The organism is Kitasatospora sp. NPDC057936 (genome assembly GCF_042887525.1).
Lineage (GTDB): Bacteria > Actinomycetota > Actinomycetes > Streptomycetales > Streptomycetaceae > Kitasatospora.
The window spans coordinates 1-22,341 of record NZ_JBHVPD010000061.1; the positions used below are offsets into that span (position 1 = coordinate 1).

General features: G+C 70.4%; 23 protein-coding genes and 2 pseudogenes. 6 read left to right on the forward strand and 19 right to left on the reverse strand.

The window, feature by feature from the left end:
* Window positions 1–40: 40 nt before the first annotated feature.
* The 6 genes and pseudogenes from ACFVU9_RS27855 to ACFVU9_RS27880 all read right to left on the reverse strand — a co-directional run.
* Window positions 41–3,985: a glycosyl hydrolase family 18 protein gene (locus ACFVU9_RS27855; RefSeq protein ID WP_380448341.1), complete on the reverse strand. Its 3,945-nt coding sequence runs from the start codon at window positions 3,983–3,985 to the stop codon at window positions 41–43.
* Complete coding sequence (locus ACFVU9_RS27860; RefSeq protein WP_380448342.1) at window positions 3,982–4,518, reverse strand: hypothetical protein; 537 nt, start codon at window positions 4,516–4,518, stop codon at window positions 3,982–3,984. Before ACFVU9_RS27860 ends, ACFVU9_RS27855 begins: the two co-directional genes overlap by 4 nt.
* 81 nt (window positions 4,519–4,599) lie before the next feature.
* Complete coding sequence (locus ACFVU9_RS27865; protein WP_380448344.1) at window positions 4,600–4,869, reverse strand: hypothetical protein; 270 nt, start codon at window positions 4,867–4,869, stop codon at window positions 4,600–4,602.
* A complete protein-coding gene (locus ACFVU9_RS27870) occupies window positions 4,866–5,261 on the reverse strand; it encodes an ATP-binding protein (protein ID WP_380448346.1) in 396 nt (131 codons plus the stop codon). The genes ACFVU9_RS27865 and ACFVU9_RS27870 overlap by 4 nt, the downstream gene beginning before the upstream one ends.
* 200 nt (window positions 5,262–5,461) lie before the next feature.
* Window positions 5,462–5,890: a hypothetical protein gene (locus ACFVU9_RS27875; RefSeq protein WP_380448359.1), complete on the reverse strand. Its 429-nt coding sequence runs from the start codon at window positions 5,888–5,890 to the stop codon at window positions 5,462–5,464.
* A 33-nt stretch (window positions 5,891–5,923) separates the two neighbouring features.
* A pseudogene (locus ACFVU9_RS27880) lies at window positions 5,924–6,526 on the reverse strand (hypothetical protein); the annotation flags it as partial.
* 213 nt (window positions 6,527–6,739) lie between these two features.
* Here ACFVU9_RS27880 and ACFVU9_RS27885 point away from each other — a divergent pair.
* Window positions 6,740–7,303 carry a polysaccharide deacetylase family protein gene (locus ACFVU9_RS27885; RefSeq protein WP_387597935.1) on the forward strand — a complete coding sequence of 188 codons (564 nt, stop codon included), beginning with the start codon at window positions 6,740–6,742 and terminating at the stop codon, window positions 7,301–7,303.
* A 48-nt stretch (window positions 7,304–7,351) separates the two neighbouring features.
* Here ACFVU9_RS27885 and ACFVU9_RS27890 read toward each other — a convergent pair whose 3' ends face one another.
* Both ACFVU9_RS27890 and ACFVU9_RS27895 read right to left on the reverse strand, forming a co-directional pair.
* The gene (locus ACFVU9_RS27890) at window positions 7,352–8,143 is read right to left on the reverse strand and encodes a hypothetical protein (RefSeq protein WP_380448350.1); all 792 of its coding nucleotides are present in this window, start codon (window positions 8,141–8,143) and stop codon (window positions 7,352–7,354) included.
* 329 nt (window positions 8,144–8,472) lie between these two features.
* Window positions 8,473–9,750, reverse strand: a complete 1,278-nt coding sequence (locus tag ACFVU9_RS27895) for a hypothetical protein (protein WP_387597938.1) — start codon at window positions 9,748–9,750, stop codon at window positions 8,473–8,475.
* 253 nt (window positions 9,751–10,003) lie between these two features.
* On the opposite strand from ACFVU9_RS27895, the gene ACFVU9_RS27900 reads away from it, so the two are divergent.
* The gene (locus ACFVU9_RS27900) at window positions 10,004–11,116 is read left to right on the forward strand and encodes a peptidoglycan recognition protein (protein ID WP_387597941.1); all 1,113 of its coding nucleotides are present in this window, start codon (window positions 10,004–10,006) and stop codon (window positions 11,114–11,116) included.
* 121 nt (window positions 11,117–11,237) lie between these two features.
* Here ACFVU9_RS27900 and ACFVU9_RS27905 read toward each other — a convergent pair whose 3' ends face one another.
* Together ACFVU9_RS27905 and ACFVU9_RS27910 are read right to left on the reverse strand one after the other, a co-directional pair.
* Window positions 11,238–11,501, reverse strand: coding sequence for a hypothetical protein (locus ACFVU9_RS27905; RefSeq protein ID WP_380448355.1), 264 nt, complete (start codon window positions 11,499–11,501; stop codon window positions 11,238–11,240).
* Window positions 11,498–11,893 carry an ATP-binding protein gene (locus tag ACFVU9_RS27910; protein WP_387597943.1) on the reverse strand — a complete coding sequence of 132 codons (396 nt, stop codon included), beginning with the start codon at window positions 11,891–11,893 and terminating at the stop codon, window positions 11,498–11,500. Before ACFVU9_RS27910 ends, ACFVU9_RS27905 begins: the two co-directional genes overlap by 4 nt.
* Before the next feature lie 240 nt (window positions 11,894–12,133).
* On the opposite strand from ACFVU9_RS27910, the gene ACFVU9_RS27915 reads away from it, so the two are divergent.
* From ACFVU9_RS27915 to ACFVU9_RS27925, 3 genes and pseudogenes are all read left to right on the forward strand, one after another.
* A complete protein-coding gene (locus ACFVU9_RS27915) occupies window positions 12,134–12,979 on the forward strand; it encodes a helix-turn-helix domain-containing protein (RefSeq protein ID WP_387597946.1) in 846 nt (281 codons plus the stop codon).
* On the forward strand, window positions 12,976–13,197 hold the full coding sequence (locus ACFVU9_RS27920; protein WP_387597949.1) for a DUF397 domain-containing protein: 222 nt from the start codon (window positions 12,976–12,978) through the stop codon (window positions 13,195–13,197). The genes ACFVU9_RS27915 and ACFVU9_RS27920 overlap by 4 nt, the downstream gene beginning before the upstream one ends.
* Before the next feature lie 85 nt (window positions 13,198–13,282).
* Window positions 13,283–13,375: pseudogene (locus ACFVU9_RS27925) on the forward strand (DUF397 domain-containing protein); the annotation flags it as partial.
* Window positions 13,376–13,383: 8 nt separating this feature from the next.
* On the opposite strand, the gene ACFVU9_RS27930 reads toward ACFVU9_RS27925, so the two are convergent.
* The 9 genes from ACFVU9_RS27930 to ACFVU9_RS27970 all read right to left on the reverse strand — a co-directional run bounded on the left by ACFVU9_RS27930 (window position 13,384) and on the right by ACFVU9_RS27970 (window position 21,553).
* Window positions 13,384–13,812: a transposase family protein gene (locus ACFVU9_RS27930; RefSeq protein WP_387597952.1), complete on the reverse strand. Its 429-nt coding sequence runs from the start codon at window positions 13,810–13,812 to the stop codon at window positions 13,384–13,386.
* 21 nt (window positions 13,813–13,833) lie between these two features.
* Window positions 13,834–14,403: a GNAT family N-acetyltransferase gene (locus tag ACFVU9_RS27935; RefSeq protein ID WP_380496998.1), complete on the reverse strand. Its 570-nt coding sequence runs from the start codon at window positions 14,401–14,403 to the stop codon at window positions 13,834–13,836.
* A gap of 186 nt (window positions 14,404–14,589) precedes the next feature.
* Window positions 14,590–15,360 carry an alpha-ketoglutarate-dependent dioxygenase AlkB gene (locus ACFVU9_RS27940; RefSeq protein WP_387597955.1) on the reverse strand — a complete coding sequence of 257 codons (771 nt, stop codon included), beginning with the start codon at window positions 15,358–15,360 and terminating at the stop codon, window positions 14,590–14,592.
* Entirely contained in the window at window positions 15,344–16,573 is a 1,230-nt protein-coding gene (locus tag ACFVU9_RS27945; protein WP_387597958.1) for a hypothetical protein, read from the reverse strand. The genes ACFVU9_RS27940 and ACFVU9_RS27945 overlap by 17 nt, the downstream gene beginning before the upstream one ends.
* A gap of 140 nt (window positions 16,574–16,713) precedes the next feature.
* Entirely contained in the window at window positions 16,714–17,250 is a 537-nt protein-coding gene (locus tag ACFVU9_RS27950; RefSeq protein WP_380507141.1) for an RICIN domain-containing protein, read from the reverse strand.
* 157 nt (window positions 17,251–17,407) lie between these two features.
* Window positions 17,408–17,938, reverse strand: a complete 531-nt coding sequence (locus ACFVU9_RS27955; RefSeq protein WP_387597961.1) for an RICIN domain-containing protein — start codon at window positions 17,936–17,938, stop codon at window positions 17,408–17,410.
* 366 nt (window positions 17,939–18,304) lie between these two features.
* Window positions 18,305–19,279, reverse strand: a complete 975-nt coding sequence (locus ACFVU9_RS27960) for a GNAT family N-acetyltransferase (protein ID WP_380507144.1) — start codon at window positions 19,277–19,279, stop codon at window positions 18,305–18,307.
* A gap of 30 nt (window positions 19,280–19,309) precedes the next feature.
* Complete coding sequence (locus ACFVU9_RS27965; RefSeq protein ID WP_387597964.1) at window positions 19,310–19,858, reverse strand: hypothetical protein; 549 nt, start codon at window positions 19,856–19,858, stop codon at window positions 19,310–19,312.
* A 234-nt stretch (window positions 19,859–20,092) separates the two neighbouring features.
* Entirely contained in the window at window positions 20,093–21,553 is a 1,461-nt protein-coding gene (locus ACFVU9_RS27970; RefSeq protein WP_387598055.1) for an FAD-dependent oxidoreductase, read from the reverse strand.
* Window positions 21,554–21,634: 81 nt separating this feature from the next.
* Here ACFVU9_RS27970 and ACFVU9_RS27975 point away from each other — a divergent pair, with 81 nt between their 5' ends.
* On the forward strand, window positions 21,635–22,291 hold the full coding sequence (locus ACFVU9_RS27975; protein ID WP_387597967.1) for a TetR/AcrR family transcriptional regulator C-terminal domain-containing protein: 657 nt from the start codon (window positions 21,635–21,637) through the stop codon (window positions 22,289–22,291).
* Window positions 22,292–22,341 lie beyond the last annotated feature (50 nt).

Consider the following 22,341-nt stretch of genomic DNA (forward strand, 5'->3'; position numbering starts at 1 on the left):
GGGCGAACCCCGGTCCGGCGCACGACGTGTCACAGCTAGCTCACCACCGGTGCCACTTCACCTGGACCCCCTGGTAGACAACGAGGTTGCCGTCGTCCTGGATCTTCAGGTACGCACCGGGGCTGCCGCTGGTGGAGGTCGTCCAGAGCATGGCCCCGCCCGTGCCGTAGAGCACGAGGTTGCCGTCGGTCTGCATGGCGAGGTGGTCGCCGCGGCCGACCGTGTCCCAGGTCTGGGCCACGCCTCCGCCCGGGGCGTACATCACCAGGTTGCCGTCGGTCTGCATGGCCAGCCGGTACCCGCCCGGCGCGGTGATGGACTCGCCGCGGTAGAGGGTCTCCCCGGCGGCCAGAACCGCGTCAGGGCCCTGGGCGAGGCCGAGATCCTTCCACGGGTAGGAGTCCTTGCCCGGCGTGTCGCTGGTGCCGGGCGCGACGTGCTGGGTCCACCACTGGGCGAGCCAGTTGTGCCCATTGAAGAACACCGTCCGGTCGGACGCGGCCTGGTCGGGCGTGTAGACGGCGCTGGCGTCCCAGTCCTTGGCACGGGGTGCCCGGGGGCTGTCGTTGAGGTACCACAGCTGGTTGGTGTTGCCGGTGTCGCAGCCGGCGACGAGCGGCTGGGCCATGGCGCCCTCGTACGTCAGGCAGTGCGTGCCCTGCTGGTTGTGCAGGTACACCGTGCCAGTGCCGTCCGGTCCCGGCGCGACCCACCAGCGCTGGCTGGAGCCACCGTTGACGCCCCTCGCGTACACCTTCCAGGTCGCCGGGTCCAGGTCGAGGGCGGCGTTGTCGGAGTTGGCCCGCAGCAGGAGCCAACCGCTCCGGTCGTCGACGCTCGCCGCCGTCCAGTCCCAGGCGTGGCCGTCGTCGGCGAACGGCCAGGTCTCGGCCGTGCCCGCGTTGGAGCCGGTCAGCAGCGCGCCGTTGGCGGCGGCGGACTGGATCCGGTAGCTGTTTCCGGCGCTCAGGGCGACGCTCGGCTTCCCGGCGAACATCGGCCCGCTCTGCGGCGGGTCCGGCACGGGCAGCACGCAGGTCCCGGCCGCGGCGGCCGGGGCCACCGTGCCGACGCCCCGCCGGTTGTCACTGGTCAGGCCGTAGGTCTGGCCGCCCTGGGTGAGGGTGAAGTCGACCGGTCCGGTGATCGGCAGGTAGTACTTCAGCGGGATATCCCTGGACGCGCCGCTCGGCAGATCCTCGCACGCGCCGAGACGGATCGTGACGCGGTGGAAGTCGCCCTTCAGGCCGCCGACGTTGCTGCCGGTGTGCCCGGGCGCGACGTTCTTGATCTCCTTCCAGTTGCCGTCCTTGACCAGCGCGGGCGCGGAGGTCGGGATGTCGAAGGCGATCTGCGCGTCGCCGCGCAGCGTCACACCGCTGTTGTTGGTGATCCGCAGGGTCGGCTGGAGCGGCCACAGGTCCTTGACGGCCGTCGGGAAGGCGACCAGCTCGGCCTTCACGTCGGCCACCTGGGAGGGCAGCGTCACGCTCGAACCGGCCGCCCGGGAGTTGCCGTAGGCACCCTGGCCGCGCAGCTTTGAGTCGAGCAGGCTGGTCATGGTGTAGCCCGTCCCGCACTCGCCCTGGGCGGGGCAGGCGTAGTCGCCCGCCAGCTCCCAGATCATCACGCCGCCCGCGCCCTTGGCGGACACGTAGTCGGCGACGGCGCCCACGCCCTGCTCGTCCTCGGTGGAGATGAACGTCTTCGTGGTGTCGTTCCACAGCCACGAGGACTTGAGGGTGTCGTCCCACTGCCGGGTGTAGCCGGTGGAGACGCTCTGGCCGCCGAGGCCGTAGGCGGGCAGGTAGGAGGGCGTGATGCCGCGTTCGAGGTTCTTGGCGTGCCACATCGGGTTCGACCCCGCGCCGAGCTCGCTGCCGTCCGGGTTGGTGTCGTGCCACAGGTTGTCGACGCCCGTCGCGCCCGCGCCGCAGGGCGAGGTCCCTCCTTGCTGACCGGTGCCGGCGGGGCACTTCGTCTGGTCGGGCATCGACGCCGTGCCCCACAGGCCGTTGCCGACTCCGCCAGTCACTCCGCTCCAGCCGCGGGTGTAGTACGGCACGCCGAGGTTGATCCGCCCGGCTTGCAGGGCGCCGCGGTAGTAGTGGTACGCCCAGTCCGTGTTGAAGTAGCCCTCCGCACGGTACTCGGGGTTCTTCGCCGTGTCGTAGATGCCGGCCGCGGCCAGCTCGCTGTCCCGGCCGTCGTCGTACAGCGGCGCGTTCGGGCCGACGTTGTTGTTCCAGCTGCCGTGCAGGTCGTAGGACATGACGTTCGCGAAGTCCAGGTACTGGAGGGCGGCGAAGTTCTCCATGCCGCGCACCATGTAGCCGGAGCCGGAGCCGGCCGTCGTCAGGAGGTAGTACCGGCCGTCGGCCGTCGCCGCGCGGTCGAGCTTCTCGCGGATCGTCTTCATCAGCGCCGTGTAGCCCGCCGACAGGCCCGGGCGGCGGCTGTCCGACACCGGACGGTCGCTCGGGTTGCCGGCCTGCGGGAGGGCGGTCGGGTACTCGTAGTCGATGTCCACGCCGTCGAAGGAGTACTGGCGCAGGAAGTCCACGACGGAGTCGGCGAAGGTGTCGATCCGGTCCTGGGCGACGCTGCCGTCGCCGTTGACGGTGAGGGCGTAGAAGCCGCTGGACTGCGCCCAACCGCCCACGGAGATCAGGGTCTTGACGCGCGGGTGCTGCCGCTTGTAGCGGGTGAGGAGGTTGAGCTCGCCTCGGTACGGGAGCGACTCGTCCATCTCCGCGCCCGGCACGCCCGGCCACGTCATGCCGACGTTCGGGTTGCTCGCGTCGGCGGGGTTCCCGACGGAGATGCGGTTTCCGTCGATCCAGGCGAAGGCGTAGTTGACGTGGGTGACCTGGCCCCACGGAATGCTGTTCGGGAGGTACATGTCCTGCCCGTTCTGCCCGGTGCGCCAGCTGCTTTGGTAGCCGACGACGCGACGGGGGTGGGCGGCACCCATGCGCTCGCGGCCCTGGTCGTCGTACGCGGTGCAGTACGGGGCCGAGACGCCCGCGGTCGGGGTCATGCCGTCGGGGCGGCAACTCGACTGGTCACCACCGGGGTTGGGGGCCCAGTGGTCGGCGGCGTCGGGGTCGGGCGGGGCGGTGGGGCCGTTGCGGGCTTGCACGGTTCGGTTGTTGATGGAGTTCAGCACGGTCACCATCGCGGCCATGGCGACCGCAGAATAGCCCAGATAGCTCTTCCGGTCCCGGATCGCACGAGAGATCTTGTCCCAGTCCTTGATCTCGGTGAACATTCGCGCCGCTCGCCAGACGTTCCCCGACCACATCGCGCTCCTGATGTTCTCCCGGACCAAGCGGTTACGGATCGATTCCGGGAACGCCACGACCAGGGTGGCCAGAGCACCCTTGAGCTCGTCGAGGCTTCGTAGGGACGCCGCGTTCAGAAGGGCGTCGACCGCAGCCTGCAGCGAATGGACACCGACGTCAATGTTGAGGGAATCACGCCCCATACCGCCGTAACTGGCGTCGAACGACAGCACTTTCCGCTCCACAACGACGTCCCTCGCCAGCCCAAGGACGTTCCTGATGGCGTCAGTGGTTAGCGCCTCACCCGAGAAGACGTAGGCCGTCTTCGTGGCAGTGACGTAGAAGGCATCAATGAACGTGTTCCTCTGCTTGAGGATCAACTGAACCGCGTTCTCGGCGACCTTGCCGTCGGTCCCCAAGTCACCTACCCCAAAAGCCAAGTACCCGGGCGTGGTGGGCAGAGTCGTCCCCGGGTGGGTGTAGTGAACGTTGCTCCCGCTCGCTCCCATCCCGTCGACGGCCACCCGGGCCGCGCCCGCGAGCGCCTGGAACGCCGTACGAACCACCCCGGTCCGCGTGAAGTACCGCGCGGCGTACGCTTGATCGGCATTCGGAGCGACGGCGACGGCCTCCGTCGGCGTCACCACGGCGAACAGGGCGAGGGTGAGCAGCGCGGCAAGCGCGCGCAGCGGGCGCCTCATGCCCAGTACTCATAGGTCGCACGGACATTCCACTTCCAGGTGAAGTACGCGATGGTGTACTTCTTGCCCTTCTGCAGGTCGAGGTCGTGCCGGCCCATTCCGCTGGTGTCGGTGACGAACGTCGACCCCATCGAATCGCAGGAACCGCTGCGCGGGCAGGCCCAGTCCCAGACTTTGTACTTCCCCAGGTCGGCGTCCGCGGGTAGATCACCCTCGTAGATCGCGATCCAGTCCGACGCGCCGTTCGGGTCGTTGTCGGCAGGTCCCGACCAGTTCACGGTGATCCCACGCACGGCGAACGTTCCGTCACCCACCGAGGCCTGTCCGACGGAGACATTCGTGATCTCGTACTCGACGTTCACCGACGGCTTGTTACCCGACCGCTCCGAGATCGTCCCCGGCCCCGAACGGGACACCCGGGTCGGCGGCGGCGCGTCGTCGCCGGACGCGGGCGTCATCTGGACCATGGTCGCCGCGAGCGCACTCACGAGGGCGACGGCGCCGACCGCGCGCCGCCACAGGGTTTTGGACATGAGGAAATGCCTTTCACGTTGTCGGGCCGGGAGGGCCACGGACCGGTGGCGGCAGTAGACCAGCCCGGCGTCGACAAAAGATCAACGACAGTCGTTGACCCACCGGATGCGGAGCTCGTGGGCGCCGAGGGGGATCGAAAAGGTGGGGTGGGTGGTGAGGTAGGCGGAGAGGGAGCGCTCGGCGCAGGGGCCGAGGAGGTAGCGCTCCAGGAAGTGGTGCTGGTCGCGGGGCATGGGGAGGAAGCGGATCGCATCCCAGAGGGAGGCGAGGTTCGCGGCGGTGAGGTCGAAGGCGACCGGCGGGCGGTGGATACCCGTGATCTCGACGGTGATGACGTGGTCGGCTCTCATCGGGCGAGGACCTCGCACCAGACGATCTTTCCGATGAGATCGCGGGGGCAGCAACCCCACGTGTCGGTAACGGATTTGACGAGCTGGAGCCCCCGCCCGGCCTCCTCGTCGAGGCCAGGCGGGGAGAGGACGGGCGCGCGGTCACCCCGGACGTCGTGGACCTCGATGCGGAGACGGGAGGGGGAGACGTCGAGCGCGAGGTAGATGAGGTACCCGGTGGGCGTGCCGTGGAGGACGGCGTTGGTCACGAGCTCGGAGACGGCGAGGAGCCCGGATTCGAGGAAGCAGCTGCTGTTCGGGACGTCGGCGAGCAGCGAGGCGAGCCGCCGCCGCGCCTCGCCCGGCGCCCGCCGGCTGCGCGGCAGCCAGATGGAGGAGATGTTGACGGACATGGCGAAGTCACCAGCGGTACCTGCCAACTGCAGATCTCGGCGAATAGGTCAAATGGACCTCGATGCTCTCACCGCCCCTCGACGCCGGGCAACGAACTTCAGATCGGCAGATCCCAACCCGGACCGTCCTCCGTCCCGATCCACACCCGCTGTCCCGACCCCGAGACGGTGATCCCGAAGCCTTCCTGGTGAGGCTCGCCCTACTTCTGCCACGCCTCGATCGCGCTCTCCACTTGGTCCCAGAGGCGGAGCGGGCCGCGCTGCCCGACGGTCCAGCCGCCGTCCGGGGTGGGCATGGTCCGGGCCTGTGATCCGGTGGCCACGTCGGAAAGGATCTGTTGCCCGCCGACCCCCATCCGTTCGGCCGAGGGAGCCGCGAGCTGGGCGACCCAAGCGCCGGTCCACGTGCCGATCATCTCGGGGTCGATCCGGGTCCGGCGTTCGTCCCCGAGGAGCAGCGAGAGGCTCTGGCGGTGCGGCCGGTCGTGCGGTCGGGCGATCATGAAGCTGGTGTAGCCGGGCAGGAAGCGGCCGGTGGCCTCGCCGGGGCGCGTGACGACCAGCCGGGCGAGCCCGAAACCGAAGGACCAGCCGGACAGGGTGACCAGGATGGCGCCGCCGGGCTTCACTTGGTGCAACCACGGGGGCGGGACGTACCGGACCGCACAGGTGGCGATGAGCCGGTCGTACTCTCCGCCGTCCGGGTCGCCGAGCAGCCCGTCAGCGATGATCAGCCGCGGGGAGTACCCCGCTGCCCTGATGGCCGTGGCTGCTGCCGCTCCGATTTCCGGGTCGTAGTCGATAACCCGGGCGGCGGCTGCCCGGCCGCGACCCTCGGCGCCGAGGCGGCGAGGGCCGAGCCCGGCAGCGCGGTCCGCACGGCGTTCACGGCCGGCCTGCGCGACCTCGTCGACGGCCTGCAACGGCTGGACGGCGACGGACGCGAGACCGCACTCGCCGACCTGTCCACCCTCGTGGGCGCGATCCTCCTCGCCCGCGCGAGCGACGACGCCGAGCTGTCCGAGGAGATCCTCACCGCCGCACGCCACCACCTGACCACCCCGGGCGCATAGGAAGTCGACCCCGCCGACTTCTCGCGCACGTGTCGCGGCGGCCCGTCGGTTGTGGGACGGCCCCAGGGCTCCGGGCGGTGCTCGAACTGTTGCCGCTCCGGCATTCGGGTGAAAAGACCCGGAATGGCCTGGCGCGAATGGAAGGCGGTTCGGGCGCTGCCAGAATTCGGTTTCCTTGAACTCCACCCCCACAGGCGGTTCCGCCGAAAGCTGGAGCAGACCGTGCGAATCATCACATCACGCAACACCCCGGAACAGGCGACCGGTGGAGTCGCGGGGCGTTTCCCGTGGACGTTGATGTACCACTCCGTGGCGGCCGCAAGTGAGGATCCCTATCTGATCACCGTCGACCCTGCGCGGTTTCGCCGTCAGCTCCGCTGGCTGGCTTCCCGAGGACTGCGCGGGGTGGCGGTCGGCACCCTGCTGCGCTGTCATCGGGACGGCACCGCCGGGGGGATGGTCGGGCTGAGCTTCGACGACGGGTACCGCGACTTCGCCGAGGAGGCCATGCCCGCGCTGGTGGAACACGGCTTCACCGCGACGGTGTACGTGGTGGCCGACCGCGTCGGCGGATACAACGACTGGGACCGGAAGGGCCCGCGCAAGCCGCTGATGACGGCGCACCAGGTCGACGAAGTCGCCGCCGCCGGGCTGGAGATCGGCTCGCACGGGCTGACGCACCGGCGGCTGGCCGGCCTGGACGCGCGGGACCTGGCGGCCCAGGTCACTGGCAGCCGCCACGCACTGGAGGACCTCACGGGCCGGGCGGTCGAAGGGTTCTGCTACCCCTACGGTTCGCTCGACGCCGCTGCCGTGGAGGCGGTGGCCCAGGCCGGCTACGACTACGGGTGCGCGGTCAGCCCCGGTGCCCACAGCGGGGTGTACGCGCTTCCTCGCTGCTACGTCGGCGACCGGGACGGGCCGCTGCGCATGACCGCGAAGCTGATGCGCGACCGCTGGCGGCGATGACGGCCGACGGAGGTCCGCCGGGCGCCACGGAGGGTGACGGCCGACCGGTCACGGCGCGACGGCGACGGGTTCCAGTCGCAGCCAGGACTCGTGCCAGAGCAGGGCGCACTGGCGGTCGCACCCTGTGATGAGCGGCTCGCCGCCACAGCGCAGCCCGTGAAGGATGAACCAGCGCCCCGCGGCGGGCTGTTGCCACCAGGCGAGCGACCGGTGGCGGAGTTCGGAGGCCCCGTGCCGGGTGCCGGCGTGACGTTCCATGCCCGGCTGGAACGGCACGCCGTTCAGGCGTCCGTCGGGCCCGAGGGTGGCACTGATCTCCGCGAGGCTGCGGACGGTCGCCCACCGAACGGCCGGCCGGGAGACGGGGACCGGCGCGGGCGCCGGCTCCAGCCACTCGTCGCGGAACAGCAGCGCGCAGTCCAGTCCGCAGCCCTGCGTGCCGTCGGCTCCGTGACAGGTGGCACCGGCCAGGGCGACGGTGCCCGACAGGCGTCGCATGCGGTAGTGGTCGTCGACCATGCGCCGCACGATGCGCTCGACCCGGTAGACACCTCCGCAGAACGACCACTGGCTGAGGGTGAACCACAGGCCGCGGTGGCGGTCCTTGGCATCGAGGGTGGCACGCACCGCCGCCTCGTCCTTGACACGGACCCAGTCCCCCGCGGAGAAGCGGGAGGGCCGGCCGAGTGCCGGAACACCACTGTGGCGCTCCCGCAGGCCTTCACGTGCGATCCGGGCGCGGCGCACGACACCGAGCGGGGGAAGATCGCGCAAGGGGAGGTTCTTGTACTGGCACCGGTTCGCGGCCGTTCCGCAGGGCAACTCCGTGGAACCGGTCAACCAGGATTCCTCGACGGTCATCGGTAAAATCCCATCGGGTCGGAGATATTGGCACAGGCTAGCGCACCCTGACCATTCCGGACCGGCCCACCGGACCCTGTGGCTGCCATGTCGAGAGAAATACAGGCCCCCGGTGCGGCCAGCCATAGGACGCGGGTTCGATTCTTCTCCCCACTCCCTTCTCCGGGGAAGTGGCACGGAGATTCCGGATCGGGGGAATTGCCGGATCAGTGACCCACGGAACCGGCCTCCACCAGGACGACTGCCTGGTGGAGGCCGGTTCACGAATGCCCTCGAACCCTACTCACGCTCCCGCGCAACGGGTTCGATCAGGTGCGCCGTCGGCTGAGCCGCATCGCGGCCGCGCCGGCCGCGAGGAACGCGGCGGAGAGCCCGAGGAGAACCGGCATCTCCGGAGCGCCCGTATGGGCCAGCTCGCCGTGGTGGTGTCCGGCGAGGTGCTCCTCGCCCCCTCCGTGGTGGCCGGGCACCACCTCGTGCCCGTGCCCGCCGTGGTGGGCCGGCTTGTGCGGCGGCCGCACCGCCAGCTCCTCCGCAATCAACTTGATCTTGTTCAGGTTGTACGCGGACTGCTGGTTGGTCTGGCTCTGCTGGTTGGAGAGGTTGTTGGCCTGCGAGGCCGACTGGTTGTTGAGGGCCGTGTTCTGGGCGCTGTTCTGCGCGGAGTTGTTCGAGTTGCTGGTGGCGCTGTTGTTGGCGCTGTTGTTCAGGTTGTTGGCCACGGTGTTCTGCACGATGACGGTCACGTCGACGTGCTGGTCCTGACCCTGGTTCTGGTCCTGCTGGGTGTTCTGGTTCTGGTCCTGACCCTGGTTCTGGTTCTGGTTCTGGTTCTGGTCCTGACCTTGGCCCTGGTTCTGGTTCTGCTGGTCGTTCTGACCCTGGCCCTGCTCCGAGCCGCCGTGTTGGCCGTGCTCGCCGTGGTCCCCGTGCTCCCCATGTTCGCCGTGCTCGCCATGTTGGCCGTGCTCGCCGTGCTCGCCGTGTTCCCCGTGCTCGCCGTGCTCGCCGTGCTCGCCATGCTCGCCATGCTCGCCATGTTCCCCGTGCTCGCCGTGGGGCTGGCCGTGCCCGGCGGGGGTGCCGGGAACAGCGGGCAGGCAGATGCACTCGCCGGGGCCTTGCCCGGGGATGTGGCCGTGCGACTCGTGGCCGGGCATCTGGTCGCAGTGCTCGCCGCCGTTGGCCCAAGCACCCTCGGGAAGCACCGATTCCGGCGCCTGCTCCATCGGCCGGTCCTGGTCGCCGGGCCGGAGGGCACCGTCCAGCGGCACTGCACCCGACTCCTGGCCATCGGCCGAGAGCCCCTCGGGCTCGCTGCCGCCGTCGGTCCGGTGGGCCGGTCGGGCGGCCTGCGTCGACTGGAGATCGCTGCGGCCGGCGGAGGCCCAGTCGCCGCCGAGCGAGACACCGTCCTCCTGGGCGAGCCGCAGAAGGCTGTCGACCCATTCGCCCTGGGCCTGCGGCGAGTCAAAGGCCACACTGTGGTCGCTGATGGGCGAGGCATGGGCCACCCCGCCGGCGCCCCACACGAGGGCGGCCGACGTCAGGCCCGACAGGACCAGGGTGGTGATTCGAGTTCGCATGGCGCTCCTGGATGATCCGCAAAACGGATCTTCTGAATACGCGCCTGTACCACCGGGCTGCGGCGCGCGGCGCCGCGAGTTAACCGGCCTGGCCCAATGAATTACCGAGTACGGGCGAATGCCGCCCGCGTGGGCCGCCCTACCGTCCCCGCCGCTGCTCCACAGCCACACCCGCGCCCCGACGACACCCCGTGACCGCGCGACCGCCTTCGGCGACATGCAGGGATCGTGGATTGCGGTGAGCATCCCTTCCATGAGGATCTCACTCCCGGCGGCGGCCCTTGCCTGCTGCACCGCCGCCCTGCTCGTCCATCCCTCGGTCGCCGCCGCGGACAGCCCGGTTGCACCTATGCCGCGCACCTCCGCCGGAGGCGGCTCGGTCACCTCGGTGGCCCTCACTCCCGGCGGAAGAGTCATACCCCGGGCCACCCGCGCGTTCGAACTCCTCGGCGTGGTCTGGGACGGCTCCCCCGCTGCCCTTGCCGGAGGGTCCGTGCGGGTCCGCACCCGCGACGCCGTCACCGGCCGCTGGAGCGACTGGCACACGCTGGAGACCGATGCAGTAGACGGCCCCGACACCGCCCCGCACGGTGCCACCGCCCCCTTGTGGGCCGGCCGCAGCGACGGCGTCGCGGTCGACGTGCGCCCCGGTCCGGCCGGTCTCCCGCGCGGGCTGCGGGTCGAGCTGGTCGACCCCGGCCAGGGCGCGGCCACCGTCGACGCCCGGACCCTTCCCGAGCGCCCGGCCGGGCCCGCCGCACCCGCCGCACCGCGGCCCGGCATCGTCACCCGGGCGGGATGGGGCGCGGACGAGTCCATCCGCGAACAGGGCTTCGTGTACACCGGCGCGGTCCGGGTGACCTTCGTCCACCACACCGCGACCGCCACCGACTACGCCTGCAGCGACGCACCCCGGTTGATCAGATCGATCTACCAGTACCACGTGCAGAGCAACGGCTGGCGGGACATCGGCTACAACTTCCTGGTCGACCGCTGCGGGACCATCTACGAGGGCCGCGCCGGCGGCGTCGACCAGCCCGTCTTCGGCGCCCACACCCTCGGCTTCAACACCAACTCCTCCGGTATCGCCGCCATCGGCACCTACAGCTCCGACGATCCCCCGCAGGAGCTGCAGGACGGCCTCGCGAAGATCTCCGCGTGGAAGCTCGGCCTCACCGGCCGGACGGCCGACGGGACGTACCAGCTCACCTCCGGCTCCGACGCCAGCCGCTACCCCAAGGGCACCGTCGTCGACTTCGACGCCATCTCGGGCCACCGCGACGGCTTCGCCACCGAATGCCCCGGTGACGCCCTCTACTCCAGGCTCCCCGCCATCCGCGGCACGGCGGCCGGCCTCCAGGGGTAGCTCCGGCCGCGTCAGCCGCGCAGAAGCGGAATGACCTGTGACTGCCGGTCGTCCTGCCCGAGGGTCAGGGCGACCGGCAGTTGGCGTTGCCTGCGGTCGGGGGAGCCGGACTTCGCGAACGTCAGGCCGGAGCCCAGCGGATGCGGAGCTCGTGGGCGCCGAGGGGGATCGAGAAGGTGGAGTGGAGAGTGAGGTAGGTGGAGAGGGAGCGCTCGGCGCAGGGGCCGAGGAGGTAGCGCTCCAGGAAGTGGTGCTGGTCGCGGGGCATGGGGAGGAAGCGGATCGCGTCCCAGAGGGAGGCGAGGTTCGCGGCGGTGAGGTCGAAGGCGACCGGCGGGCGGTGGATGCCCGTGATCTCGACGGTGATGACGTGGTCGGCTCTCATCGGGCGAGGACCTCGCACCAGACGATCTTCCCGATGGGGTCGCGAGGGCAGCAACCCCACGTGTCGGTGACGGATTTGACGAGCTGGAGCCCCCGCCCGGCCTCGTCGTCGAGGCCGGGCGGGGAGAGGACGGGCGCGCGGTCGCCACGGGCGTCGTGGACCTCGATGCGGAGACGGGAGGGGGAGACGTCGAGCGCGAGGTAGATGAGGCAGCCGGTGGGCGTCCCGTGGAGGACGGCATTGGTCACGAGCTCGGAGACGGCGAGGAGCCCGGGTTCGAGGAACTGGCCACCGCTGGGAGCGGCGGCGAGGAGCGAGGAGAGCCGCCGCCGCGCCTCGCCCGGCGCTCGACGGCTGCGCGGCAGCCAGATGGAAGACACATGGATGGACATGGCGAAGACACCTTCCGCACACATGACTTGGGGGTCAAAGCGCCAGCCATGTCACGCAATGCCAGCACTTCGTCACTCACAGCATGGAGCATCACGACTACGCACCGCAAGGCATGTCGTCGAAATATGAAAACTTTCAGCTCTCATCGCAAGGTGCCGCCTCTAGGCTCACGAGGGTGGTGGCGAACCGTCACCACTCGCATGCACACTGGTGCCTGGACGTTCTGGAGGGCTGGGTAGATGGCAGTAGCAGTGCCAGCGGTGCGGTACCGACGCATCGCCGCCGAGCTGAGGAGGCTCCGCGAGCTCAAGAGCCTGTCGGCAGAGGAAGTTGCCGCCCAAGTCCCGGGCATCAACCTCGTCAAGCTCAGCAGGTACGAGAACGCCCGCGTCCAGCTGAAGCCCGACGTCGTCCGCGCGCTGCTCGACTTCTACGGGTGCGAGGAGGAGCTCAAGGAAGTCCTCGTCGAGATCCTCCGCGACAAGCGCCGGCCCGGCTGGATGGCGGGCTACGAGCAGCTGAACCCGCTCTACACGGATCTGATCCGCCTTGAGGAGACGGCGGTAGGCAACAAGACCTACCAATCCGCCTACGTCCCCGGCCTGCTCCAGACTCGCCAGTACGCGCACGCCATCATCTCCAGTGGCGTGATAAACAGGCCCAGCGTCGAGGAGCGCGTCGAAGTACGGATCAACAGGCAGTCGGTCCTCACTCGATCCGAGAACCCGCTCAAGCTCTGGGCCGTCGTTCACGAAGCAGCCCTGAGTATGAGCGCCGCCCCAGGCGTCATGGCTGACCAGTTGGACAAACTGCTGCAGTTCAGCCAGCTTCCCAACATCAGGGTGCAGATCATGCCCGCGATGGCGCCACCACATCCCGGGATGACAGGCCCCTTCGCGCTCCTGGAGTTCCGGCAACGCGATCTCGATCTGGTCCTGTTGAGCGGAATGCTCAGCAGCGACTGGGTCGAAGACCCGGATCAGGTCGACATCTATCGAGAGGCGTTCGACGAGATCATGGCGACCGCCTTAAACCTGGACCAGTCTCGCAACCTCATCGCACAGAAGAGAGACACGCTCAAGTGACCCACTTCCCTGTCGCCTCCGCACTCCCCGCCGAGTGGAGGAAGGCAACCGCCAGCAACCCGAACGACGACTGCGTCGAAGTAGCCGACGGCATCTCGAACGTCATCCCGGTCCGTGACAGCAAGGACCCCCACGGGCCGGCTCTCGGCTTCAGCCCCGAGGCCTGGCGGGCGTTCATCACCGGCATCCAGGCCGGCGACTTCCCGACCACCCTCTGAACCTCTGCCTTGGGGAGGCCCCCGCGAAGCGCGCGGGGGCCGCCCGATCGGCCAGCTCGGAAGGGCACGCATGTCCACTGACTTGATGTGGCGCAAGAGCAGCTACAGCGGCGGCGAAAGCGGCAACTGCGTCGAAGTTGCCGACGGCATCTCGGACATCGTCCCGGTCCGCGACAGCAAGGACCCTCACGGGCCGGCTCTCGGCTTCAGCCACGAGGCCTGGCGGGCGTTCACGTCCTCGATGGTGCGCAGCCGGATGCCGGGCTGGTCGGGCACGGCGAACCCGCGCGCCGCCAGCAGCGGCCGGACCTGCCGGATCGCGGCGGACAGCATGGAGCGGTCCACTCCTAACAGCGCTGCCAGGGCCGAGTACGGAAGATCGTGTCGCAGGTGCGCGAGCGTGGCCGGCACCCGGTCGACGAACACCAGACGATGCTTCGGGTCGGCACCAGCCTCGCGGCGGCGGTCGCCGCCGCGCCGCTCCCGCAGCGCAGACTCCTGCTGTGCCTCCCAGGCAGGGACGAGCTCAGCGACGAGTTCGGCACGATGCTGCCGGGATGTGCCCGATAGGGCGTGATGAGACAAGGCCGCGCGGGCCGATGACGTCACATCCACGGGCGCCGCGCCTCGCGCCACCTACGCCTGCCGCCGCTCCCACTGCTCCTTCGTGATCTCGTACCGCACACCCCCGTGCTCGGAACCCTCGACCGCCATCATGCTGTCCGGCGTGGGGATGTTCTCCGCGAGCGTCATCCCGAGCTTCTCCATGACGTTACGCGAAGGGCGGTTCACGGTCATCGTCTCGGCCCAGACCATGCGGATGCCTAGCTCGGCGAACCCCTTCGCCAGCAGCGCCTGCGAGACTTCGGTGGCGTAGCCCCGGCCCCAGGCCGCCTGGCGCAGGCGATAGCCGAGTTCGGCCTCCTCACGCGGGCCGCTGCGCCGCGGACGCAGGCAGAACCAGCCGACGAACGCGCCGCCGTCCTTCTCGTGCGCGGCGAACAGGCCGAGGTCATGATTCCAGCGCTCGTAGCCGGCGAGGATGCTGGGGATGGCGAGGTCGCGGACCTCCTCCGGCGGGGTTGGAGCGCCGCCGGTCAGGTAGCGCATCACCGCCGGGTCGCTGTCCAGCTCGATCAGCAGGTCCGCGTCGGCGGCGGCGAAGGGGCGCAGGGTCAGGCGCTCGGACTCGAGGTAGGTGGCCACGTGAGGATCATGGCCGAGACGGGTCGGACGGTCCAGGGAGTTTTCGGGCCGCGTCCGTCACCGGGTGGCGTGCCGGAGGAACAGCAGCATGACACGGCCGCCTTCACGTCACGGTCGAGGACCCGCCTGTGTCCTCTGAAGCTCGAAGCCGCCCCCGCGAGACTCGTGGGGCGGCCTCCCTCTTGCTCACACGGGCGGGATCAGATCGCTCTCGCTGATGGTGTACGCCAGCGCGGGGTAGGCGAAGTCCGTCTCCTGGTTCTCACGCCGTCGTAGTTGGTAGAACTCGCGCTGCTGCTCGTCGTCGGCTGCCAAGAGGCGCGCGCCCTGCGGGAGATGCGCGTGTCCGTCGTGGAACCGGACCACAGTCTTCGACGTTCGGAAGGTCACGCCCAACCACTGGTTGTCCGGCGCCTCGTCGGGCGCGTCCAGGACGATCTTGTGCCTGAGCCGCCGATTCGCATCGACGGAGAAAACAACCACGCTGTTGTGGGCGAGGGGGATCTCGAACTCCTCCCCACCAGTCCCCTTGGACTCGAAGATCAGCTTCCTCTGCGAACCCTCCTCGGGATGCCGGTAGCAGGAGAAGACGGCGATGAACGAATCACCGGCCAAATCGAGGGCTTGGTCGGAATGGCCGCCCATCTTCCGGTAGGCGTTCGTGTAGCTCTCGATCAGAGCGTTGTTGAAGCCGACCGGAAGCGCCGCACGTTCCTGGATCCGCTGCGCCAGCCGCTCGTGCACTGCCCGGAATCGCTGCGCCGGGCTGCCGTACCGAGTGGTCGTCCGCACGAGAGGCACACCACCCGCCTCGTCGACCCTGGCAAGAACGGCTCCGCGCCGCCTCTTCCCCACGTCTTCCCAACGAGTCGACGCGGACAGCTCCGCGAACAGATCCTCCTCGATCGACAGATCGACCGTGCGGACCTCCTCCGAGATCCTAGATTCGCGGGGCACTGTAGTCCCCCGCGTTCATGCTGAAGCGGAACCGGTCGCCGTAGTCGATGAACGACGAGCTCCTGTTCTCCTCGGCGTACAGCCCGCGCAGCTCGTCCATGCCTTCCTCGGTCGCCGGCCCCAACTTCACCAACTCCCCCTCCCCCTTGAGGAACGTCTCCCCGTCCTTGTGAACGGCTTCGGCGCTCGAGCAGCGCACGACGTATCCCAGTCGGGTCGGAAGCAGCTCGGCGTCCAGCGCCGAGGGCTTGATCTCATGCGTGTACAGGCGGTTGGTGGACAGCGGCATGAAGAACACGGAGCCGGGATAGAGCGTCACCGTGAACTGCGCGGGCAGCGCGACCGCGTCGTGGTCTTCAGCCGGCCCCTTCAGGCGGAACTGAAGCCTGGTCAGCCCGCTGACACCCCTCACCCCGTAGTCGAAGCCGTCTTCGCCCAGCGGCCGCAGCTTGTCGAGCCCCTCGTAGAAGGTGCAGAAGGCCATGATGCCGTTGGCGGGCATGTCCTTGGTCTTGTCCGCGTGGGACGAGATCTTGGCCTTGGACTGCTTGCGCTCAGTCGTGGCAGCGGTGTTGCGGTAGATCTGCGCGAGGACGTGATTGAGCGGCGCCTGGCCCCGGAAGATGCCGGCGGCCTCGCGATTCAGAGCATCGACGATGCCCGTGTCGGTGGGGCGGAAGCCCTCGGTCGGCCCCGAGAGGTTCGTGGAGCACCGGAGCAGGCGGAAATGCAGTTCGTCACCGTCCTGCGTGACGGGCGTCAGGTAGATCCCGCTGCGATGAGCCGATCCGGGTTTGGTGGACTCCGTCAGGGACTGGAACTCGTGCTCCGCGCGGATCCGGCCGAAGTGATCCCCATCGAGTGCGAAAAAGCGCCGGTAGTACACGCCGACACCGTGGACACGGACGGGAACTCGCCCGACCTCGACGAACTCCCAAGCCTCCCCGGCGTCCTCGCGGAAACCGTGCGACAGCTCCCGAACGACGAAAACCCGCGCGGCACCGCCCAATTGGCGTCCGCCGATCCCGGAGATGTCGCCACACAGGTAGACGGTCTTCTGTGCGAGATCGAGCGAACCGGAAGCAAGCTCCTCCGGCGAGATCACGGACCCGAAGAAGTCCCGAACCACGTCATCGTCGTGCAACGTCGAAGGAGCGACCAGGATGTTGTTCCCATCCTCGATGCACGCCTCTATTGGCCCCGTTGTGTTCATCAGCGGTACCTGCCACCTGCAGATCTCGGCGAATGGATCAAATGAGCCTCGATGCTCTCACGGGGCCTCGACGCCGGGCAACGGAAATGGCCCCCGGCCCGGCGTCGGCCGGGCCCGGGGCTGGGGTGGTGCGGGGTGGGTCAGCCGACCGGGGCGAGGGTGAAGCGCTCGTTGTCGTAGCGCGACCCGCCCCATTGGACGAGCGGAGCGCCGTCGTCGTGGCCGGCGCCGTACACGTCGAGGACCAAGTCGCTGTCGAAGCTGACGACGGCCAGCGTGTTGCCGTCGACGTTGACCTTGCCCCAGCGCTGGTTGTCACCGCCGTTGCAGTCCCACTGGCCGATGGCCGTGCCCTGGGTCTTGCTCCAGCCCGGCACCTCCAGGCACTTGCCGCTGTTGACGTTGACGGCGAAGCCGTCGGAGATGTTCCACCGCTGGCCCGGGGCGCCGTTGCAGGTCGCCTGGACGACGGGAGCCCCGTTGTCGGTGCGGGAGTCCGCGATCTGGAGGCACTTGCCGACGAAGGTCCGGATCTGCACGGTGGAGTCGGCCGCGAGCGGGTGGTACGTGAAGCCGGCCGCGGCCGGGGCGGCGAGCAGGCCGACGGCCAGGCCGAGGCCGAGCCCGGCGGTGGCGACGGAGCCGATGCGGCGCTTGGCAGTGGAGTTGATGGTCATGGCCCCCCCTGTGGGTCCTGACTGATGTCGTATGGCGCGAACGGAACTTGGTGTTCCCCCCACTGTCCGCAGCGCCGAGGATCGGCGCCCTGACGCGCCGAAGGTGGCCCCCGGCCCGGTGGTGGCCGGGCCGGGGGCCGGGGTGGTGCGGGGTGGGTCAGCCGACCGGGTTGAGGGTGAAGCGCTGGTTGGCGTGGTAGTCCGAGTACCACTGGATCACCGGGGTGCCGTCGGCGTGGTTCGCGCCGGAGATGTCGAGGATCAGGCCGCTGTTCCAGTTGGGGATGGCGATGGTGTTGCTGCCGACGATGTTGATCTGACCCCAGCGCTGGTTGTCGCCCTGGTTGCAGGTCCACTGGTCGATCGCGGTGCCCGCGGTGCGGCTCCAGGCCGGCACCTCAAGGCACTTGCCGCTGTGGACGTTGAACGCGTAGCCGTTGGTGATGTTCCACTGCTGGCTGTCGTCACCCGTGCAGGCCGCCTCGACGACGGGCGCGCCGTCGTCGGTGCGGGCGTCTGCGACGGCCAGGCACTTGCCGCTGAAGTCGGCCTGGATCTGCACGGTCGTGTCGGCCGCCAGCGGCGTGAACTTCGGCCAGGGGTTGTTCCCGGCCGAGGCCGGGGCGGCGGCGACCAGGCCGGCCGTGAGGCCCAGGACGAGCACGGCGGCGGCAGAGCGGATGGACATGGTTCCCCCTATGGAGCCATACGTGTGTGTTGTGGAAGTGAGAGGCACTTGGCGATTCCCCCGCCTCTCACTTCCACAGACGTGTGGGTGCCACGGAGGTTGCAGGTCCGTTCGAAAAAATATTTCTGCCCGTCAGCTGCCCACGGCAGCGGCCGTTCTCACCGTTCCGGTACCCGCCGTCCTGCGGACTTGGAGGGCGAGGACGGCGGACGCGGCGACGATCACCGTCACCGCGCCAGTGCCTGCGGCGATGGACAACAACGGGGTACCGCCCTGAAGGAGCCCCGCCTCGCCCGTCGGTCCGGGCCATCCGGTTTGCCGTCACTTGCTCAGTGCCCTAACTCTGCTCCTGGTGAGCGGAGTTCGTCACAGAGGGAGCGGCGAGCCCCCCGGCAGGTGATGGGCGTAGCCCAGCCGACTGTCGGCCCAGGCGACGCGGGCGTCGATCAGGCGGGTGAGCTTGTAGCCGACCGGTGCGAAGCCGCGTCCGCGCCAGAAGGAGTCGCTCACCGGGTTCGCGGACGACCAGCCGACGGCGACGTTCGCGAAGCCCCGGCGGGCGGCCCAGTCGCAGACTCCGGCCAGGAGCGCCGTGCCGAGGCCCCCGGACCGGACGGACGCCGTCACCGAGGCGATGCCGATCACCGCCGTGGAACGGTGCCGCTGGTCGGCCTCCGCCTGCATCATGCCGACGACGCGCCCGTGCTCCTCGGCGACGAGGAGCAGCCGCCGGTCGTCGCCGAGAGCGGCGAGGAAGCCGTCCCGAACGGCGGGGACGTCGAGGAGCGCGGGCCGGAGGATCGGCGAGGTGGCGTGGAACTGCTGCAGCTCGACGGTGAGTTCGAGGAGTCTGCGGAGGTCCGTCGGCCCGGCCTCGCGCAGCCGGACGTCCTGCCCGGTGGAGGCGACGGCGGGCCGCAGGCCCTTGATCTGGTCGATGCCGAAGCCGAGTTCGAACAGGGCCGTGGTGACCTCCCCGTGGACGGCCGAGACCGTGATCGTGTGCTCGAACCGTCCGACGGCGGCGAGTCGACCGGCCAGGGCCGCGTAGAGCCGGCGGTAGGCCTCGCGCTTCCGGCCGCCGACGGCAGCGTGCTGCTGGAGCCGGATCGACGCCTGCTGGGGCCCGGGAACGCCGTCGACCGACGCCGCCAGGAATCCGACGAGCTCGCCGCCCTCGACGGCGGCCACAGCGGGGCCCGCACCCTGCCACGCCGCCACGAGGCGACGGGCCACGACCGGGTCGGCGAGGTCCAGCCCGCCGTCCGGATGCTCCCCGGCGAGCAGCGTCGCCGCGGGCTCCGCGAACCGCTCCTCGAACGGGACGACGTCCAGGCCCATCCGCTCCCCTTTCGAGTCCCGGCCATCCTCTCACCGGGAGCCTGTGGCTCTCCTCCGGCCGAGCCGCCACGAGACCAGGACCACCAGCGCCGCGGTCCCCAGCGCGTAGACCGGCAGCCACAGCGTCGTCGTGGCCGCGAGGCACGCGTCGACGGCGTGCCGGGCCTGGTCGGCCTGGGCGTGGGCCACCGCCGCGCCGTCCTGTACGGCCAGGCCGCCCACCGCCTGCCGCGCGGTCAGGGCCTGGTAGCGGCCCAGTTCGGCGCAGCCCGCGCGCGTACCCGGCATCGGGAACAGCCACCGCCACCGCTGCATCGCCGGGGCCAGCGCGATCGCCACGCACAGGCCGACGACCAGTGCGTACGCCGTCAGGCTGCGCACGTACCCGGTGACCGGCCCGGGCGCGCGGGTCGGCAGGCGGGTGCAGGCGAGGACCACCGCGAGCAGCATCACGCCGAGGTAGGTGGAGAACCACTGCCACGAGCCCTGGGCGAACACGACCGCCAGGACCGCGCCGAGCGCGATGCCGAGGACGCCGACCTGGCCGTCGGTCTTCTCCCGGGGGCTGTTGTCGGCCACGGTCTCTCCTGTCCGGCGGCGGGCGGCGACGGCCCCCAGTCTCCGGCCGCGAACCGCCGCTCCCCCGCAGCCCGGGCCGGGCGGCACGCCCCCTCGCCCGTGCGGGTCAAGCACCGCGTGGGTCGAGCGGCACGTGGGTCGAGCGTCGCGTGGGTCGAGCGTCGCGTGGGTCGAGCACCGCGTGGGTTGAGGGGCACGTAGGTCGAGCACCGCGTGGGTCGAGCGCCGCGTGGGTCAAGCGCCGCGCACGCCGTGACGGGCCGCATACGACTCCAGGCCGTCCGCCGTCGTGCCCGCCCAGCCGACGTAGCCGTCCGGACGGATGAGGAACACGCCGTCGCCGTACGCCTTGTAGGGCGGGATGCGGACGGCGGGGACGCCGAGGTCGGGCAGGTCGGCGTCGGTGCCGACGGCGAGCAGGGTCCAGTGCGGGCCACGGAAGGCGTCGAAGAGGCGGACGCCGCCGCGGCGGCCGTCCGGGGCGCGGTCGCCGGCCCGGAGGGCGTCCGCCGGGAGGCCGGCGCGGGTGTCCTCCGAGAGCGTCGACTCCCGGTAGCCGAGGCCGAGTTGCTGGGTCGCGCGGCCACGGCGGACCTCGCCGCGGTGCACGCGCGTCGAGAGGTCGAGCATCTCCGCCGCGTTGGCGCGGCGCTCCTCCTCGTAGGTGTCGAGCAGCGCCTCCGGGGCGGCGCCGGAGAGCACGGCGGCCAGCTTCCAGGCGAGGTTGTACGCATCCTGGATGCTGGTGTTCAGGCCCTGCGCGCCGGCCGGCGAGTGCACGTGTGCGGAGTCGCCGGCGAGCAACGCGCGTCCGTCGCGGAACCGGTCCGCGAGTCCCGTCCGCGGCCGGAACTCGGATGCCCAGCGCACGTCGACGACATGACCGGCCGCCAGGTGGGAGCGCGCGGCGACGACCTTGCGGATCCCCTCCAGGGTGGCATCCACGGCCGTCCCCTCCGGGAACCTCGCGACGAGCTGGAAGTCGTCCGTCCCGGCGAGCGGGCAGAGCGCCAGCAGGTCCTCGCCCGCGGGGAAGACGTGCCAGTGATCGCGGTCCAGCGCCCCGTCGGCGAGCCGGACGTCCGCGACCAGCATCGTCGCCGGGTCGATGTCCTCCCCCGCCATGCCGATGCCGAGCAGTCGACGGACGGTCGAGCGCCCACCGTCGGCCGCGACGGTCCACCGGGCCCGGACCGGGCCGCCCGACGCGAACGCGGCCGTCACGCCGTCCGCGTCCTGCGCGAGGCCGACCAGCTCGCGGCCGAAGGCGACGTCGCCGCCCAGCTCGCGCAACCGCCCGTACAGGACGCGCTGCGTGCGCCACTGCGGCAGCATCAGCGTCTCGGTGTACGGCTCGGCCTCGGAGGGCTCGGTCGGGTCGTACATGCGGCGCTCGCCCTGGGGCTCGCCGTCCTTCCAGAACAGGTTCGCCGGGTAGTGCCCGGCCACCGCGCGGACCCCGGCCAGCACGCCGAGGTCGTCCAGCACCTCCAGCGTGCGCGGCTGGAGCCCCTTGCCGCGCGAGCCGGGGAACAGCTCGGCGGCGCGCTCGACGAGCAGCGCCCGGACGCCGCGCCGGGCGAGGTCGAGGGCGAGCGCGAGGCCGGTGGGGCCGGCGCCGACGATCAGGACGTCCACGGATTCGGGCAGCGCGGATTCGGACGGCACGGATTCGGGCGACGCGGACACGGGCAGCGCGGACACGGGCCACTCTCCTTAACGTTGTTAAACGGCGGCTGTCCGCAGCCTGCCCTTAACGGCGTTAAACTGTCAACCGTGACGCCGCAGAGAACCCCGGGAACCCCGAAGCTCGACCGGAAGCTGGTCGCCGACACCGCGCTGAGACTCCTCGACGAGGTGGGCCTCGACGGCCTCACCCTCCGCGCGATCGCCGCCGAACTCGGCGTCAAGGCACCGGCGCTGTACTGGCACTTCAAGGACAAGCAGGCGCTGCTCGACGAGATGGCGACCGAGATGATGCGCCGCATGTCGGCCGGGTCCGCCTGGCCGGCCGGGGGCGACTGGCGCGACGCGTACCGCGTGACGATGCGCGCCCTGCGCGCCGAGCTGCTGCGCCACCGCGACGGTGCCAAGGTCTACAGCGGCGCCCGCTTCACCGACACCTCGTACGCGCCCGGCCTGGACGGCGCCCTGCGCCTGCTGGTCGACGCCGGCTTCGCACCGTCCGCCGCCGCCCGCGCCTGGTACACGGCGTACAGCTACACGATCGGCTACGTGGTCGAGGAACAGGCCATGGGCGCCGACCCGTTCGCCGGCGGCGAGGCGTACGACGTCGACTCGCGCGCCGAACGCCTCGCCGCCCACCCGCTCGCGGCGGAGGCGGGCCGGGTGATGTTCCGGGACTTCGACGAGGGCTTCGAGCTGGGGCTGACCGCCGTCCTCGCCGGGGTCGAGGCGACGCTGCTCACCTGAGCGGCGCCGCCCCTGACCCCGGACCCGCCCCCGGCCGCCCCTCGGCCGCT